The organism is Superficieibacter sp. HKU1 (assembly GCF_029319185.1).
Classification (GTDB): Bacteria; Pseudomonadota; Gammaproteobacteria; order Enterobacterales; family Enterobacteriaceae; genus Superficieibacter.
In genome coordinates, this window is sequence record NZ_CP119754.1 from 1541248 (window position 1) to 1558785 (window position 17538).

Genomic DNA, 17538 nt, shown 5'->3' on the forward strand with positions numbered 1-17538 from the left:
AGTCAATATGGGGGACGGGAAGAGGGAAAACAAGGCCTGCCATGAGGCAGGCCGGGAAGACTACGGCTGGTAGATGCCAACACCGATCTCATTTTCTTTGCGGGTTCGGGCAATCACCGACGCCGGCGACTCATTAATGCGCAGACCCATTTCCTCTTCGGTACGCACCAGCTTGCCGCGCAGGGAGTTCGGGTAAACGTCGGTAATTTCAACGTCAACGAACTTGCCGATCATCTCCGGGGTGCCTTCAAAGTTCACCACGCGGTTATTTTCGGTACGGCCCGACAGCTCCATAATGCTTTTACGCGAGGTGCCTTCCACCAGAATGCGCTGGGTGGTGCCGAGCATCCGGCGGCTCCAGGCCATTGCCTGCTGGTTAATACGCTCCTGCAGAATATACAGACGCTGTTTCTTCTCTTCTTCCGGCACATCATCGACCATATCAGCCGCTGGCGTACCCGGACGGGCGGAGAAGATAAAACTGTAGCTCATATCAAAATTGACGTCGGCAATCAGTTTCATCGTCTTCTCAAAGTCCTCGGTGGTTTCACCGGGGAAGCCGACGATAAAGTCTGAGCTGACCTGGATATCCGGGCGTGCCGCGCGCAGTTTGCGGATAATTGCCTTGTATTCCAGCGCGGTGTGGGTACGGCTCATCAGGTTCAGCACGCGGTCAGAGCCGCTTTGCACCGGCAGATGGAGGAAACTCACCAGCTCCGGCGTATCGCGATAGACTTCAATGATGTCATCGGTAAATTCGATCGGGTGGCTGGTGGTGAAGCGCACGCGATCGATACCGTCAATGGCGGCAACCAGACGCAGCAGTTCGGCGAAGGAACCGGTGGTCCCGTCGTAATTCTCACCGCGCCAGGCATTCACGTTCTGGCCGAGCAGGTTAACTTCACGCACGCCCTGGGCGGCCAGCTGAGCGATTTCAAACAGAATGTCGTCGCACGGACGGCTGACTTCTTCACCACGGGTATAGGGTACCACGCAGTAAGTACAGTATTTGTTGCAGCCTTCCATAATAGAAACGAAGGCGGTCGGGCCATCTGCGCGCGGTTCCGGCAGACGGTCGAATTTCTCGATTTCCGGGAAGCTGATGTCCACCACCGGGCTGCGATCGCCGCGCACGGCGTTGATCATTTCCGGCAGGCGGTGCAGGGTCTGCGGACCAAAAATAATATCGACATAATTGGCGCGCTGACGGATGTGATCGCCTTCCTGCGAGGCCACGCAGCCGCCGACGCCGATAATCAGGTCCGGATTTTTTTCCTTTAATAGTCTCCAGCGACCTAACTGGTGGAAGACCTTCTCCTGGGCCTTCTCGCGGATTGAGCAGGTATTAAGCAGCAGCACATCTGCCTCTTCCGCTACCTCAGTGAGTTGGTAGCCATGCGTGGCATCCAGCAGATCGGCCATCTTTGATGAATCGTATTCATTCATCTGACAGCCCCAGGTTTTAATGTGGAGTTTTTTTGTCATCGACTTGCTCTTGCGAAATAGGACCAGGAATGCAGGGCGCGTATTGTAATGCTTTGGCGCGGTTGTGACCATAGTTCATCTTCCGGCCAAATAAAAGCGAAAATCCTGTAAACTTAAGGGATTCTCTCAAAAGGATGGGTGGCCATGAAAAATCAAGCGGATGAAGTCGCGGTTATCGGCGGCGGGATGGTCGGCGGTGCGCTGGCATTGGGGCTGGCGCAGCACGGTTTCACGGTAACGGTTATTGAGCGCGCCGCGCCGCCTGCCTTTGATCCTGCCTCTCCGCCGGACGTGCGTATTTCGGCGATCGGTGCTGCCTCGGTCTCGCTGCTACGCGGTCTGGGCGTCTGGGAGAAGGTGCTGGGAATGCGCGCACATCCTTACCGCCGTCTTGAGACCTGGGAGTGGCAGAGCGCGCACGTCGCTTTTGACGCCTCAGAGCTTAAACTGCCGCACCTGGGGTATATGGTTGAGAACACCGTACTCCAGCAGGCGCTGTGGCAGGCGCTGGAAGCGCATCCGCAGGTAACGTTACGCGTTCCCGCCAGCGTGCGGTCAATGCGATATGACGGCGACAGGCAGGTGCTGACGCTGGATGATGGCGATACGCTGACGGTGAAGCTGGTGGTGGGCGCCGATGGCGCGAACTCGCAGGTGCGGCAGATGGCGGGTATCGGTATTCACGCCTGGCACTATCAACAGGCCTGTATGCTGATTTCCGTCGAGTGTGAAAACGCACCGGGCGACAGCACCTGGCAGCAGTTTACGCCCGACGGGCCGCGCGCGTTTCTGCCGCTGTTTGATAATCGCGCATCGCTGGTGTGGTATGACGCTCCGGCGCGTATCCGTCAGCTTCAGGCGCTGAGTATGCCGCAGCTTGAGCGCGAGATCGCTCAGCATTTTCCGGCGCGGCTCGGCAAGGTGACGCCGGTGGCCGCGGGGGCATTTCCGTTGACCCGCCGTCATGCCCTGAAATACGCCCTGCCTGGCCTCGCGCTGGTCGGTGATGCGGCACATACCATTCACCCGCTGGCCGGGCAGGGGGTAAACCTTGGCTATCGCGACGTGGATGCGCTGCTCGACGTGCTGACCAGCGCCCGCAGCCACGGTGAGGCATGGGCCAGTCATCAGGTGCTGAAGCGCTATCAGCGGCGACGGATGGCGGATAATTTTATTATGCAGTCCGGAATGGACCTGTTCTATGCCGGGTTCAGTAACGATCTGGGGCCGCTGCGCGTGCTGCGTAATGTGGGGCTGATGGCGGCCCAGCGCGCGGGCGTGCTGAAGCGTCAGGCGCTGAAGTATGCGCTGGGATTGTAATCGGGGGGCAGGAAGCCTGGCGGCGCTGCGCTTGCACAGGCCTGGGGATCGGGCAGGGATCGTAGGCCGGGTAAGCGCAGCGCCACCCGGCAAAATGCCGATAGCAGAGCCGCTTCTTTCTTAAATGCACTTCTGATGACTAAATAACCCGTTCCTTTTCAGGATTAATAAAACAAAAAAGCCCGCCGAAGCGAGCTTTTTTGTTTTATGTGGCTGGGGTACGAGGATTCGAACCTCGGAATGCCGGAATCAGAATCCGGTGCCTTACCGCTTGGCGATACCCCAATTGTTTACAACGGCTTGTTGGATATGACTCCAACAGGTGCGCTCATCATGATGAACGTCTTTTAAAATTGGCTGGGGTACGAGGATTCGAACCTCGGAATGCTGGTATCAGAAACCAGAGCCTTACCACTTGGCGATACCCCAACAATTTGTTTCGGAGATAACGAGTTAAACTCACTATGTCCTGTAACTGGTGGCTACGACGGGATTCGAACCTGTGACCCCATCATTATGAGTGATGTGCTCTAACCAACTGAGCTACGTAGCCAGATACTATAACATTCTTTGATGGCTGGGGTACCTGGATTCGAACCAGGGAATGCCGGTATCAAAAACCGGTGCCTTACCGCTTGGCGATACCCCAATGCCTGTCGCGGCAAACCCGCATGCATCAAAGAATTTGGCTGGGGTACCTGGATTCGAACCAGGGAATGCCGGTATCAAAAACCGGTGCCTTACCGCTTGGCGATACCCCAACAAATCTGCTTCCAGATAAGCTTTCTTCGGGCGATATCGCAAGTGGCCTTAGAGGCTCACTTACCGCCTGGAGAAACCCCATCCGCGCAACGCTTATCGGAAATGGTGCGGGAGGCGAGACTTGAACTCGCACACCTTGCGGCGCCAGAACCTAAATCTGGTGCGTCTACCAATTTCGCCACTCCCGCAAAAAGATGGTGGCTACGACGGGATTCGAACCTGTGACCCCATCATTATGAGTGATGTGCTCTAACCAACTGAGCTACGTAGCCATCTTTTTTCGCGTTACCTTATCGGCGTTGCGGGGCGCATTATGCGTATTGGACCCTGAAGCGTCAACACCTTTTTCACTGAAAGTGGCCCGAAAGTGACTGTTTGGTTAGGTTGCGAACAGCGTGACGTAATATTCGTCACTTATTGAAAAAGCGTTGCGGATTGTATGCTTAAAAACAGCAGCGGACCCCGCAGGATCCGCTCTGAAGCAGGGGGCGTTATTTGTACGCCGACTGGTGCACGCCCACGGCGCGTCCTGATGGATCGTTCATCGTTTTGAACGCTTCATCCCATTCGATAGCTTTGGCGGAGGAGCAGGCGACTGACGGGCCACCCGGCACGCATTCTGCCGCGCTGGCAACCGGGAACAGCTCTTCAAAAATTTCACGGTACAGATACGCTTCTTTCGACGACGGCGTGTTGTACGGGAAGCGGAAGCTGGCGGTTTCCAGTTGTTGGTCAGAAACCTGTTTTGCCGCCACTTCTTTTAGCGTGTCGATCCAGCTGTAGCCTACGCCATCGGAGAACTGCTCTTTCTGACGCCATGCCACGCTTGCCGGCAGATAGGATTCGAAACATTCGCGCAGGATATGTTTTTCCATTTTGCCGTTGCCGCACATTTTGTCCTGCGGGTTAATGCGCATTGCCACGTCGAGGAATTTTTTATCAAGGAAGGGCACGCGAGCTTCCACGCCCCAGGCCGACATTGCCTTGTTAGCGCGGGCACAGTCGAACATATGCAGCGCCTGAAGTTTACGTACGGTCTCTTCGTGGAGTTCTTTTGCATCCGGCGCTTTGTGGAAGTACAGGTAGCCACCAAATACTTCATCGGAGCCTTCACCGGAGAGGACCATTTTTATGCCCATCGCTTTGATTTTACGCGACATCAGGTACATCGGCGTCGAGGCACGGATGGTGGTGACATCATAGGTTTCGATGTGATAAATCACGTCGCGGATGGCATCCAGACCTTCCTGCACGGTGAAGTGGATCTCATGGTGAACGGTGCCAAGATGGTTAGCCACTTCCTGCGCCGCTTTCAGATCCGGGGCACCTTCCAGCCCGACGGCAAAGGAGTGCAGCTGCGGCCACCAGGCTTCTGAGCGCTCCTGATCTTCTACGCGGCGGGCCGCGAATTTCTTGGTGATCGCGGAGATGACGGAGGAGTCGAGGCCGCCAGAGAGCAGGACGCCATAAGGCACGTCGGACATCAGGTGGCTTTTCACCGCCTCTTCCAGCGCCTGACGCAGTTCGTTTTTATCGGTGACGTTGTCTTTGACCGCCTCGTAGCTGAACCAGTCGCGATGGTAGTACGGACGGATTTCGCCATCCTGACTCCACAGGTAGCTGCCAGCCGGGAACTCTTTAATGGTGCGGCATACCGGTACCAGCGCTTTCATCTCTGAGGCAATATACAGGTTGCCGTGTTCGTCGTGCCCCATATACAGCGGAATGATACCGATATGATCGCGACCAATCAGGTATGCGTCTTTCTCACTGTCATAAAGCACGAAAGCAAACATGCCCTGTAATTCATCAAGGAATTCAGGCCCTTTTTCCTGATACAGGGCAAGGATAACTTCACAGTCGGAGCCAGTCTGGAAATGATAACGGTCGCCATATTCAGCGCGCAGCGCCTGATGGTTGTAGATTTCACCGTTAACGGCCAGGGCATGCGTTTTTTTCTCGTTATACAGCGGCTGGGCACCAGCGTTAACATCGACAATCGACAGACGTTCGTGTGCCAGGATGGCTTTATCGCTTGCGTAAACGCCGGACCAGTCCGGACCACGGTGGCGCATCAGACGTGATAACTCCAGCGCTTTTTTACGCAGCTCACCCGCGTCAGTTTTAATATCCAGTACGCCAAAAATAGAACACATAACCTTCTCCATTAACCCTGTGATGTTGCCTGATATTGAAAATGCCGCAAAGCCGGGCGGCGTGCAAGAGTTTTGACGGAAGGATCGGAAAAAATGCAATAGTGATTAGCGAATGATGAAAAAACGCTGTCACCGGAAGGGAAATATTAGCGAATATGCATTTTTATGGCGTTTTTATTGAATGGGGGCTGAGGCAAAACCCGTTCAGGGTGGGTGATGGCCCATCGTCCGTGGATACCGGGGCGACCACCGGGTTGGGCCTCCCTCCGGGAACCCAATCCCGGCGTTTCCCCTGGGAAGCTATGTTGTCAGCCGTTTAACCACATCGACGTTTTTCAGAAAATATCGATTTCGGCGACGGAAGGGTAAATCCACGATGGCCGGAACGGCATGCTATCAATATCATCCAGCGTCGACACGCCAGAGAGCACCAGAATGGTTTCCAGCCCGGCCTGAAAACCGGCCAGAATATCGGTGCGCAGGTTATCGCCGACAATCACCGTCTGCTCGGAATGCGCCTGCATGGTGTTCAGCGCGGCGCGAATAATCCACGGGCTGGGTTTACCCACGCAAAACGGTTTCCGTCCGGAGATTTTCTCAATGCCGGCGCAGAGCGCCCCGCAGGCCGGATAGAAGCCGCGGCCATGCGTGTCCGGGTTGGTGGCGATAAACCGTGCGCCGTTAGCTACAAAGAAGGCCGCTTTGTGCATCATTTCCCAATTGTAGGAGCGGGTTTCACCAACGATAACAAAGTCCGGGTTTACGTCGGTGATGGTAAAGCCGGCTTTATACAGTTCATGAATTAACGCACCTTCACCCACTACGTACGCTTTTTTACCTTCCTGTTTACGCAGAAAATCGGCTGTCGCCATGGCGGAGGTATAGAAAACGCTGTCCGGCACGTTGATACCGGCAGTGGCAAATCGGTTAGCCAGGTCCTGGCCGGTCTGTGAAGGATAGTTAGTCAGCAGCACCAGCGGCAGGCCCTTCTCCAGAATGCGGGTAATAAACTCCGCGGCACCCGGTACGGCTACGTTATCGTGCATCAGCACGCCGTCAATATCACAAATGATGTTTTGAATGGTCATGAACAACCCAGTTGTAAAAATAAGGTAACGACTATAAGCCGTCGTCAATTTTCCAGCAAACGTTGCAGCAAAATCCCGTTCAGCATGGCGCGTTTGACCAGCGCAAAAGCGCCAATCGCGGAGCGGTGATCCAGCGTTGAGCGCACCACCGGGAGGTTTTTGCGAAACGCCTGGAGCGCCTGAGTATTGATGCAGCTTTCAATGGCTGGCAGCAGGATCTTTTCTGCCTCGACGATTTCCCCGGCAATGACCACTTTCTGCGGGTTAAAGAGGTTGATGGCGATAGCGATGGTTTTACCCAGATGGCGACCCACGTGCTCTATGACGTCACTGGCGAGCGCATCGCCTTTATTAGCGGCCTTACAAATGGTTTTGATCGTACAGTCATCCGGCTTCACGCGGCTCTGATGACCTTTTTCCAGTAGCTGACGCACGCGGTGTTCAATGGCGGCATTGGCGGCAACGGTTTCCAGACAGCCAAAGTTGCCACAGTGGCAGCGTTCGCCCAGCGGATCGACCTGAATATGGCCGATCTCGCCAACGTTACCGTTACGGCCAATGAAAATACGCCCATTGGAGATGATCCCCGCGCCCGTCCCGCGATGCACGCGGACCAGGATCGAATCCGCACAATCCTGGCTGGCACCGAAATAGTGTTCCGCCAGCGCCAGGCTGCGAATGTCGTGGCCCACAAAACAGGTGACGTTGAAGCGTTTTTCCAGCGCCTCTACCAGCGACCAGTTTTCCACCTGAATATGCGGCATGTAACGAATCACGCCGCTCTCCGGGTCAACCAGTCCCGGCAGGATCACCGAGATGGCAATCAGTTCGCGTATCTTGCGCTGGCAATCATCAATAAAGCGGGCGATGGTGTTAAGCAGCGCGTGTTCCAGCGTTTCCTGGGTGCGTTCGGGCAGAGGGTAGTGCTCCTCGGCCAGCACTTTGCTGCTCAGATCGTAAAGGGTGAGGGTGGTGTCATAGCGACCAAGCCGGACGCCGATTGCATGAAAATGACGGGTTTCAGTGATAATGGAGATTGCGCGGCGGCCTCCGGTAGAGGCCTGCTGATCGACTTCTTTGATCAAACCTCGTTCGATCAGCTGCCGCGTGATTTTAGTCACGCTGGCCGGGGCGAGCTGGCTCTGTTCGGCAATCTGAATGCGCGAGATAGGCCCGTGCTGATCAATCAGGCGGTAGACAGCCGCACCGTTGAGCTGTTTAACGAGGTCAACATTACCAATCTGAGCTTGCCCGCCTGATGTCATACTTTCTCTTTACCCGTTGACGACCTCGTTACCATTAACGATAGTCTTGATGATCTTATAATCGCGCGTGAACGCGGTCAGGTTGGCCACCATGCCTGGTGCAATGCTGCCCAACTGCTTATCAACGCCAATGGCGCGTGCCGGATAGAGCGTTGCCATGCGCAGTGCTTCATCCAGCGCGATATTCACGTGCTCGACCAGATTGCGAACGCCCTCAATCATGGTCAGCGATGAACCGCTTAGCGTGCCGTTTTCATCCACGCACAGTCCATTACGGTAGTATATTGTTTTACCAGCAAAAATGAACTGGTCAATATCTGCTCCGGCAGGCGCGGTGGCGTCCGTTACCAGACAAAGTTTATCGCCTTTCAGACGTTTAGCGTTACGAATATTCACATAATCAACGTGAAGTCCGTCAGCAATAATGCCGCACCAGACGTCTGGCTCGTCAAAAATGGCGCCAATCAGCCCCGGTTCACGGCCGCTGATATACGGCATGGCGTTGTAAAGATGGGTCGCGAAGGTGATCCCGGCGCGGAAGCCTCTTTTTGCTTCTTTTACCGTCGCGTTAGAGTGACCCGCAGAAACGATAATGCCCGCGGCGGCCAGTTGAGTAATAACCTCAGGCGCAACCTGCTCCGGCGCGAGGGTGATTTTGGTGATTACATCGGCGTTCTCACACAAAAAATCGACCAGCGCGGCATCCGGCGTACGCACAAACTGCGGATTATGGGTGCCTTTTTTAACGATGTTGAGCCACGGCCCTTCCAGATGCAGACCCAGCGCCTGATGCGGATGCTTCGCCAGGTATTCGCGCATCACGCGGACGCCCTGCTTCATTAAATCGTCGCTGGTGGTGATAAGCGTCGGCAGATAGCTGGTGCAGCCCGATTTTTCATTGGCGCGCTGCATAATTTCGAGCGTTTCAATGCTGACCGCTTCGGCAGTGTCGTTAAACTGCACGCCGCCACAGCCGTTCAACTGAACATCAATAAAACCGGGGGAGACGATGGCCCCGTTCAGCGACCGCTGTTCAATCCCCGCAGGCAGTTCCGTCAGCGGACAAAGACGTTCGATCAGGCCATTGGCGATAACAATCGCATGGTCATCAAGGATTTCGTGACCGGTATAAATCCGGCCGTGGGTTAATGCATACATGTTGACCCCCGGTGGGAAAAATAACCGTCCTGCGCACGAGGGCAGGACGGTGGGATATTACAGACCTTTGATATTTTCAGCTTCCAGCTCGTTGAAATATTTCAGGGTCTTCACTTTCAATTCCATGGTAGACGGTTCGTCACAGACCACGATGGCTTTCGGATGCAGTTGCAGACAGCTAATGGTCCACATGTGATTAACGTTGCCTTCGACCGCCGCCTGCAGTGCCTGCGCTTTCACGCTGCCCAGCACCAGGATCATCACTTCTTCTGCATCCAGCAGGGTGCCGACGCCAACGGTCAGGGCATATTTTGGCACCTGATTAACGTCATTATCAAAGAAGCGGGAGTTTGCCACGCGGGTGTCATGGGTCAGCGTTTTAATACGGGTACGCGACGCCAGAGACGAGGCGGGTTCGTTAAACGCGATGTGACCATCGTTGCCCACGCCGCCCATAAACAGGTGAATTTTACCGTAGGCGCGAATTTTATCTTCATAGCGACGGCATTCTGCGTCAATATCTGGCGCGTTACCATTCAGCAGGTTAATGTTTTCAGCCGGAATATCAACGTGATCGAAGAAGTTGTGGTGCATAAAGCTGTAGTAGCTTTCCGGATGCTCTTTCGGCAGGCCAACGTATTCGTCCATGTTGAAGGTCACAACATGTTTGAAGCTGACTTCGCCCGCTTTATGCATGGCGACCAGCGCTTTGTAGGCGGTCAGCGGGGTGCCGCCGGTCGGCAGGCCGAGAATAAATGGACGATCCGCGGTCGGTTTAAAGGCATTGATGCGGTTAACGATATGGCGTGCCGCCCATTTTCCGACCTGCTCAGCAGTTGCCAGTGGAATCAGTCTCATTGTTCACCTCTAAAGTATAAGAAAAAAGTGTGCAGATTGAGCGTCTGTGTAGTGATAAGAGTAATGCACTTTGTCACCGAGCGGGGTAAATCTGCTTTGATTTTTTGAATTGTAAAATAAGTTTTGCCACATGACCAGCATTATGCCAAGTTACAAACGATATTTGGTGATTAAAATCACAAAAAACACCGATTTAATTTGCGATACGAATTAATTTTGCAGAGAATCATAAGCTCTACAAATGAAATCGATGATTACAGCAGGTGTCTCACAATAAAAAGGCTGTCTTAAATGAGCCTTATCAGGGTTTCTCAGGGGGAATAACAATGAACGTTTTAGGCTTTTTTCAGCGGCTGGGCAGAGCGTTACAGCTCCCTATCGCTGTACTACCGGTCGCGGCGCTGCTGTTGCGCTTCGGTCAACCCGATCTGCTTAATGTGCCGTTTATCGCCCAGGCGGGCGGCGCGATTTTTGACAACCTGGCGTTAATTTTTGCCATCGGTGTTGCGTCAAGCTGGTCTAAAGACAGCGCGGGAGCAGCGGCGCTGGCAGGGGCTGTGGGTTACTTCGTATTGACCAAGGCGATGGTCACGATTAATCCGGAAATTAATATGGGTGTGCTGGCCGGTATCATTACCGGTTTAGTCGGTGGTGCGGTCTATAACCGCTGGGCAGATATCAAACTTCCTGATTTCCTGAGCTTCTTTGGCGGCAAACGCTTTGTACCGATCGCCACTGGGTTCTTCTGTCTGATCCTGGCGGCGGTTTTTGGCTATGTCTGGCCGCCGATACAGCACGCTATTCATTCTGGTGGTGAATGGATTGTTTCTGCTGGCGCACTGGGTTCCGGTATTTTTGGCTTCATTAACCGTCTGCTGATCCCAACGGGTCTGCATCAGGTGCTGAATACTATTGCCTGGTTCCAGATTGGCGAATTTACCAATACCGCAGGCGTGGTCTTCCATGGTGACATCAACCGTTTCTATGCGGGTGACGGCACTGCCGGGATGTTTATGTCTGGCTTCTTCCCGATCATGATGTTCGGTCTGCCGGGTGCTGCACTGGCGATGTACTTCGCCGCGCCGAAGGCGCGTCGTCCTATGGTCGGCGGTATGCTGCTGTCGGTTGCCATTACGGCGTTCCTGACCGGCGTAACCGAGCCGCTGGAATTCCTGTTCATGTTCCTCGCCCCGCTGCTGTATCTCCTGCACGCGCTGCTGACCGGGATCAGTCTGTTCGTGGCGACCGCGCTAAATATTCATGCCGGGTTCTCGTTCTCTGCTGGTGCCATTGACTATGCGTTGATGTATAACCTGCCGGCTGCCAGCAGCAACGTCTGGATGCTGGTGGTGATGGGCCTGATTTTCTTCGCTATCTACTTTGTCGTGTTCAGCTTTGTGATCCGCATGTTCAACCTGAAAACGCCGGGACGTGAAGATGAGGAAGTCGACATCGTAAAAGAAGAGGCCAACAGCAATACCGAAGAGGGCTTAACCCAACTGGCAACTAACTATATCGCTGCGGTTGGCGGTACAGATAACCTGAAAGCCATTGACGCCTGTATTACGCGTCTGCGTCTGAGCGTGGCGGATTCTGCGCTGGTGAACGATGCCATGTGCAAACGCCTCGGCGCGTCTGGGGTGGTGAAACTGAACAAACAAACTATTCAGGTTATCGTGGGAGCGAAAGCGGAATCCATCGGTGACGTGATGAAACGTGTCGTCGCGCGTGGCCCGGTACCGGCGGCGGCGGGTTCTGTCTCACCGGTGGCGGCTGCTCCTGTCGCGGCGAAGCCACAGGCCGTACCGAATGTCAGAGTGATTGCTGAACTGGTTTCGCCAATAACCGGTGAAATTGTTGCGCTGGACGCGGTGCCTGATGAAGCTTTCGCCAGTAAAGCGGTCGGCGACGGCGTGGCCGTAAAACCGACCGACAAAACCGTCGTTGCTCCGGCAGCGGGGACGGTTGTTAAAATCTTCAATACCAACCATGCGTTCTGCCTGGAAACCGAAAACGGCGCGGAAATTGTGGTCCATATGGGTATTGATACCGTGGCGCTAGGCGGCAAGGGCTTTACGCGTCTGGTAGAAGAGGGCGCGAAAGTGGTGGCCGGACAGCCGATTCTCGAACTGGACCTGGACTTCCTCAACGCCAACGCGCGTTCGATGATTAGCCCGGTGGTATGCAGCAACAGTGATGATTATAGCGCGCTGGTGCTTCAGGCGACGGGCCATGTCGTCGCCGGGCAGACGCCGCTGTATGAGATCAAAAGCAAATAATCTGACCACATCATCGTGATCACAGAAGCGGCGGAGGCAACCTCCGCCGCTTTTTTTTGCACAGTTCATCCCCATAATGCTCATTCGTACCGTAATTTCCGCAACTAATGGTTGTCTCCGGCACTGGCTTATAAGATCATACGCCGTTATCTGTTATTTACGCGTTGAGGAATCCAGGATGAGTGAGGCAGAAGCCCGCCCGACTAACTTTATTCGTCAGATCATTGATGAAGATCTGACCAGTGGTAAGCATACTACCGTGCATACCCGTTTTCCCCCGGAGCCGAACGGCTACCTGCATATTGGCCATGCAAAATCGATTTGCCTGAATTTTGGCATCGCCCAGGATTATCAGGGGCAGTGCAACCTGCGTTTCGATGACACCAACCCGGCGAAAGAAGACATCGAATACGTTGAGTCGATTAAAAACGACGTACAGTGGTTGGGTTTTCACTGGTCGGGCGATATTCGCTACTCCTCAAACTATTTTGACCAGCTGCACCAGTATGCGATCGAGCTGATTAATAAAGGTCTGGCGTACGTTGATGAACTCTCGCCTGATGAAATCCGTGAGTACCGCGGCACGCTGAAAGCACCGGGCAAAAACAGCCCGTATCGCGATCGCAGCGTGGAAGAGAACCTGGCGCTGTTTGAAAAAATGCGCAGCGGTGGTTTTGAGGAAGGTAAAGCCTGCCTGCGTGCCAAAATCGATATGGCATCCCCCTTTATCGTGATGCGCGATCCGGTTATTTATCGCATTAAATTTGCCGATCACCACCAGACCGGCAGCAAGTGGTGCATCTACCCGATGTACGACTTCACCCACTGCATCAGCGATGCGCTGGAAGGTATTACCCACTCGTTGTGTACGCTGGAATTCCAGGACAACCGTCGCCTGTATGATTGGGTGCTGGACAACATCACCATTCCGGTTCACCCGCGGCAGTACGAATTTTCGCGCCTGAATCTGGAATATACCGTGATGTCGAAGCGTAAGCTGAACCTGCTGGTTACTGACAAGCACGTAGAGGGCTGGGACGATCCGCGTATGCCGACCATCTCTGGCCTGCGTCGCCGCGGCTACACTGCAGCGTCTATCCGTGAATTCTGCAAGCGCATCGGCGTGACCAAGCAGGACAACACCATTGAAATGGCCTCGCTGGAATCCTGCATTCGCGAAGATCTCAACGAGAACGCACCGCGCGCCATGGCCGTTATCGATCCGGTTAAACTGGTCATCGAAAACTACCCGCAGGGTGAGAGCGAAATGGTCACCATGCCAAACCATCCGAACAAGCCGGAAATGGGCAGCCGTGACGTGCCGTTCAGCGGTGAGATCTGGATCGATCGCGCAGATTTCCGCGAAGAGGCCAACAAGCAGTACAAGCGCCTGGTGCTGGGTAAAGAAGTGCGCCTGCGTAATGCGTATGTGATCAAAGCTGAGCACGTGGAAAAAGACGCGGACGGAAACATTACGACCATCTTCTGTTCTTACGATGCCGACACGCTGAGCAAAGATCCGGCTGATGGCCGTAAGGTAAAAGGGGTTATTCACTGGGTAAGCGCCACCCACGCGCTGCCGGTTGAAATTCGCCTGTATGACCGTTTATTCAGCGTACCAAACCCAGGTGCGGCGGACGATTTCCTGACGGTAATTAACCCGGAGTCACTGGTTATCAAACAGGGATTTGCCGAGCCATCACTGAAAGCGGCTGAAGCAGGAAAGGCGTATCAGTTCGAACGCGAAGGTTATTTCTGCCTTGATAGCCGCTACGCAACCGCAGACAAGCTGGTGTTTAACCGCACCGTGGGGCTGCGCGATACGTGGGCTAAGATCGGCGAGTGATCGGCGGTTAAGATGGCTGGCGACCGTGTCAGCCTCGGTGATGTCGTTTTGCCGGGTGGCGGCTTCGCCTTACCCGGCCTGGCAATATCAATGGATTATTGCAACCCGCAGGCCTGTGCAAGCGCAGCGCCGCCAGGCATCAATCCTCGGTATCACGTTTGTCAGCAGTCTGAACGCCGCGCTCTGCGGCGTTTTTTTATTTTCACTCTCAATAAAATAATCACCTCGCTAAATATATTCGCGTTGCGAATTAATGCTTACAGCCCCTTTCATCCGGTTACTCTCATCATCAATAATATCAGCGCTAATTCGCTGTTTAATCAGGATTAGCGCCGCTGTGCTGCTCTCATTTTTGCCCCTGAAATTGTTACAAAGTACGATTAATTATGTGCGCTTCGTCATACTCCTGCATTTTCCCCGCTAAAAAGGATTGATAATTCGCGTCGCGAAAAATATTCTGGCTTGCAGTAATCAGTCACTTTTATAGCTGGCTACTTTTTAATTTTATTTTTATCGCCGTATTAGTCGGCGTTTTTAAAAGTCAAAGAGGATCACCCCATGCGTACGTTCAGTGGCAAACGTAGTACGCTGGCGCTGGCTATTGCCGGCGTCACAGCAATGTCTGGTTTGATGGCTTCCCCGCAGGCCAGAGCCGAAGGATTTTTCGACGATTCAACCCTCACAGGCGGTATCTATTACTGGCAGCGTGAACGTGACCGTAAAGATGTCACTGATGATGACAAGTACAAAGTTAACCTTTCTCATGCCACCTGGAACGCAAATCTTGATTTCCAGTCCGGCTATGCCGCCGACATGTTTGGCCTTGATATTGCTGCCTTTACGGCGATTGAAATGGCTGAAAATGGCGACAGCGCGCACCCGAACGAAATTGCCTTTTCTAAAAGCAACAAAGCCTATGATGAAGACTGGTCCGGCGATAAAAGCGGCATAAGTCTGTATAAAGCAGCGGCAAAATTCAAATATGGACCCGCCTGGGCGCGTGCCGGCTATATTCAGCCAACCGGGCAAACTTTGCTGGCCCCGCACTGGAGCTTTATGCCGGGAACCTATCAGGGCGCTGAGGCCGGTGCGAATTTCGACTACGGTGATGCGGGCGCGTTGAGCTTCTCATATATGTGGACCAACGAATACAAATCGCCCTGGCACATCGAAATGGATCATTTTTACCAAAACGATCAGAAGACCCATGTCGATTACCTGCACTCCATTGGCGCTAAGTACGATTTCAAAAATAAACTGGTGCTCGAAGCCGCTTTTGGTCAGGCAGAAGGTTACATCGATCAATACTTTGCGAAAGCCAGCTATCAATTCGATGTGGCTGGTGCACCATTAACCACCAGCTATCAATTCTATGGCGCTCGCGACAAAGTTGACGATCGTGGCAGCAACGATATTTACGATGGCACTGCCTGGCTACAGGCACTGACGTTCGGCTATAAAGCGGCAGAGGTCGTCGATCTGCGTCTGGAAGGCACGTGGGTTAAAGCGGATGGCCAGCAAGGGTATTTCCTGCAACGTATGACGCCAACCTACGCTTCCTCAAACGGACGTCTTGATATCTGGTGGGATAACCGTTCTGACTTTAACGCCAATGGCGAAAAGGCCGTTTTCTTTGGCGCAATGTATGATTTGAAAAACTGGGATCTGCCAGGCTGGAACGTCGGCGCTTCGTATGTGTATGCCTGGGATGCGAAACCATCAACCTGGCAGCTCAACCCGGACGCTTATTATGACAAAGACAGAACCATTGAAGAGTCTTCATACAGTCTGGATGCGGTTTATACCCTTCAGGATGGCCGGGCGAAAGGAACGATGTTTAAACTTCACTTCACCGAGTATGACAACCACTCTGACATCCCGAGTTACGGTGGCGGATACGGCAACATCTTCCAGGATGAGCGCGATGTGAAATTTATGGTTATCGCGCCATTTACTATCTTCTGATGCAGACAGCCGTCTTCCAACCCGGCCGCGCAAGCGAGCCGGGTTTTTTAACGAATATCAGGAAGATAGTTGATTCGAATAAGCTTGCCTTTATTAATTTCAATCGCGTTTTGCTGGCGCAAAAAGGCCATTGATTTCATGACGATACTCCGCGATAAGTTCGTCGACTTAACCACGAAATCGGCCACATTCGTACCGGCGCGGATCGTTGGTTCAAGCCGATCAAGAAGCAAAATTGCCCCCTGGACCGTCACCAGACTATTGTAACCAAACAGCCATTCTTCCCGCTGGTATTGCCACGTAATCTGCGTCAGCAAGAGGGTATACATCTGCTGGTGGGCCTGCTGCTGCGCAATCTGAGTAAAGAAAGCATCATGGCTGACCAGTTGATAGTCACAATCACTCTCTGCGCGAATGGTGACAAACTGTTGCGCCGTACCGGGCAGGATCAGACCGACGATGCCGGGAGCCTGTGAGCGGGTCATCAGCAGCTCATCACGGCGGCGCAACAGCGAATAATCACCGTAATAGATCAAACAAATCTTATCTGTCTGAAAGGTCAGGTGGTTGTAACGCGGTAAACGACGTTTGTTAGCGCCATCATCGAAAATAGTCAGAATATGGGCAAGCGCCTTCTGGTGGGGGGCGTATTGCGGCATGACGCGATCCTTGTCAACTTCATGGTCTACAGGCGTAACGCCTGAAAGCGGGCATACTAGCCAACCGCAGATATAAAAAGTATTGATGAAATCTGAATATACGGGCAGGGCGGGGAATAAAAAAAAGCCAGCCGGGGAGGCTGGCTTGTGATGCGGTTACTTGCTCACGCCTTCATGGGCGTTATCGTCTTCACGGCAGTCGCCTTCAGCGCAATGACCATACAGATAAAGGCTATGGTTAGTGAGACGAATACCGTGTTTAGCGGCTATCTCACGCTGACGGGACTCAATTGAGTCATCGCTGAACTCAATCACTTTGCCGCAGTCGAGGCAAATCAGGTGATCGTGGTGATGCTGCTGGGTCAGTTCGAAAACGGACTTTCCGCCCTCAAAATTGTGGCGGGTAACAATGCCAGCATCGTCAAACTGGTTCAGAACGCGGTAGACGGTGGCGAGGCCAATCTCTTCGCCCATGTCAATGAGGCGTTTGTATAAATCTTCCGCGCTGACATGATGATTGTCAGGTCCCTGAAGCACTTCCAGGATTTTCAACCGGGGAAGCGTGACTTTCAGGCCTGCTTTCTTTAATGCGGTATTATTGTCAGTCATGCGGAATCTGTCCTGTTGCTATAAGATTCACTCCCCACAGGGAAGTATTTACAGAGAGTGCATCGCTCATAATGCCTCTCATTATAGA

The 17538-nt window shown here is 53.5% G+C and carries 12 protein-coding genes and 7 tRNA genes; 4 read left to right on the forward strand and 15 right to left on the reverse strand.

The features are described from left to right. Positions 1-60 precede the first annotated feature (60 nt). A complete protein-coding gene (miaB, locus tag P0H77_RS07410) occupies positions 61-1485 on the reverse strand; it encodes a tRNA (N6-isopentenyl adenosine(37)-C2)-methylthiotransferase MiaB (protein ID WP_276164259.1) in 1425 nt (474 codons plus the stop codon). A 144-nt stretch (positions 1486-1629) separates the two neighbouring features. Between miaB and ubiF the strand changes: the two genes are divergently transcribed. After that, positions 1630-2805, forward strand: coding sequence for a 3-demethoxyubiquinol 3-hydroxylase (ubiF, locus tag P0H77_RS07415; RefSeq protein ID WP_276164260.1), 1176 nt, complete (start codon positions 1630-1632; stop codon positions 2803-2805). Between the two features lie 210 nt (positions 2806-3015). Here the strand turns inward: ubiF and P0H77_RS07420 are convergent. The 12 genes from P0H77_RS07420 to nagB all read right to left on the reverse strand — a co-directional run bounded on the left by P0H77_RS07420 (position 3016) and on the right by nagB (position 10092). Beyond that, positions 3016-3090, reverse strand: a tRNA-Gln gene (locus P0H77_RS07420). Positions 3091-3159: 69 nt separating this feature from the next. Then, a tRNA-Gln gene (locus P0H77_RS07425) sits at positions 3160-3234 on the reverse strand. Between the two features lie 47 nt (positions 3235-3281). Next, a tRNA-Met gene (locus P0H77_RS07430) sits at positions 3282-3358 on the reverse strand. A 21-nt stretch (positions 3359-3379) separates the two neighbouring features. Further along, positions 3380-3454: transfer RNA gene (locus tag P0H77_RS07435), tRNA-Gln, on the reverse strand. 37 nt (positions 3455-3491) lie between these two features. Then, positions 3492-3566 (reverse strand) — tRNA-Gln (locus P0H77_RS07440). 104 nt (positions 3567-3670) lie between these two features. After that, positions 3671-3755 (reverse strand) — tRNA-Leu (locus tag P0H77_RS07445). A gap of 7 nt (positions 3756-3762) precedes the next feature. Continuing rightward, positions 3763-3839: transfer RNA gene (locus P0H77_RS07450), tRNA-Met, on the reverse strand. Positions 3840-4058: 219 nt separating this feature from the next. Next, positions 4059-5723 (reverse strand): asparagine synthase B, encoded by a 1665-nt coding sequence (gene asnB, locus P0H77_RS07455; RefSeq protein WP_276164261.1) that lies wholly within the window; start codon positions 5721-5723, stop codon positions 4059-4061. A gap of 335 nt (positions 5724-6058) precedes the next feature. Further along, positions 6059-6811, reverse strand: coding sequence for an HAD-IIA family hydrolase (locus tag P0H77_RS07460; RefSeq protein ID WP_276164262.1), 753 nt, complete (start codon positions 6809-6811; stop codon positions 6059-6061). Between the two features lie 44 nt (positions 6812-6855). Then, positions 6856-8076, reverse strand: coding sequence for an N-acetylglucosamine repressor (locus P0H77_RS07465; protein WP_276164263.1), 1221 nt, complete (start codon positions 8074-8076; stop codon positions 6856-6858). A 9-nt stretch (positions 8077-8085) separates the two neighbouring features. Continuing rightward, positions 8086-9234: an N-acetylglucosamine-6-phosphate deacetylase gene (nagA, locus tag P0H77_RS07470; protein WP_276164264.1), complete on the reverse strand. Its 1149-nt coding sequence runs from the start codon at positions 9232-9234 to the stop codon at positions 8086-8088. A gap of 57 nt (positions 9235-9291) precedes the next feature. After that, complete coding sequence (nagB, locus tag P0H77_RS07475; protein WP_276164265.1) at positions 9292-10092, reverse strand: glucosamine-6-phosphate deaminase; 801 nt, start codon at positions 10090-10092, stop codon at positions 9292-9294. A 326-nt stretch (positions 10093-10418) separates the two neighbouring features. On the opposite strand from nagB, the gene nagE reads away from it, so the two are divergent. From nagE to chiP, 3 genes are all read left to right on the forward strand, one after another. Continuing rightward, positions 10419-12371, forward strand: coding sequence for a PTS N-acetyl glucosamine transporter subunit IIABC (nagE, locus tag P0H77_RS07480; RefSeq protein ID WP_276164266.1), 1953 nt, complete (start codon positions 10419-10421; stop codon positions 12369-12371). Between the two features lie 178 nt (positions 12372-12549). Continuing rightward, positions 12550-14217 (forward strand): glutamine--tRNA ligase, encoded by a 1668-nt coding sequence (glnS, locus tag P0H77_RS07485; protein ID WP_276164267.1) that lies wholly within the window; start codon positions 12550-12552, stop codon positions 14215-14217. 558 nt (positions 14218-14775) lie between these two features. Continuing rightward, a complete protein-coding gene (chiP, locus tag P0H77_RS07490; RefSeq protein WP_276164268.1) occupies positions 14776-16182 on the forward strand; it encodes a chitoporin in 1407 nt (468 codons plus the stop codon). 47 nt (positions 16183-16229) lie between these two features. Here chiP and P0H77_RS07495 read toward each other — a convergent pair whose 3' ends face one another. Together P0H77_RS07495 and fur are read right to left on the reverse strand one after the other, a co-directional pair. Then, positions 16230-16841, reverse strand: a complete 612-nt coding sequence (locus tag P0H77_RS07495; RefSeq protein ID WP_276164269.1) for a helix-turn-helix domain-containing protein — start codon at positions 16839-16841, stop codon at positions 16230-16232. 156 nt (positions 16842-16997) lie between these two features. Further along, positions 16998-17450: a ferric iron uptake transcriptional regulator gene (gene fur, locus P0H77_RS07500; protein ID WP_176917653.1), complete on the reverse strand. Its 453-nt coding sequence runs from the start codon at positions 17448-17450 to the stop codon at positions 16998-17000. Positions 17451-17538: the final 88 nt, after the last annotated feature.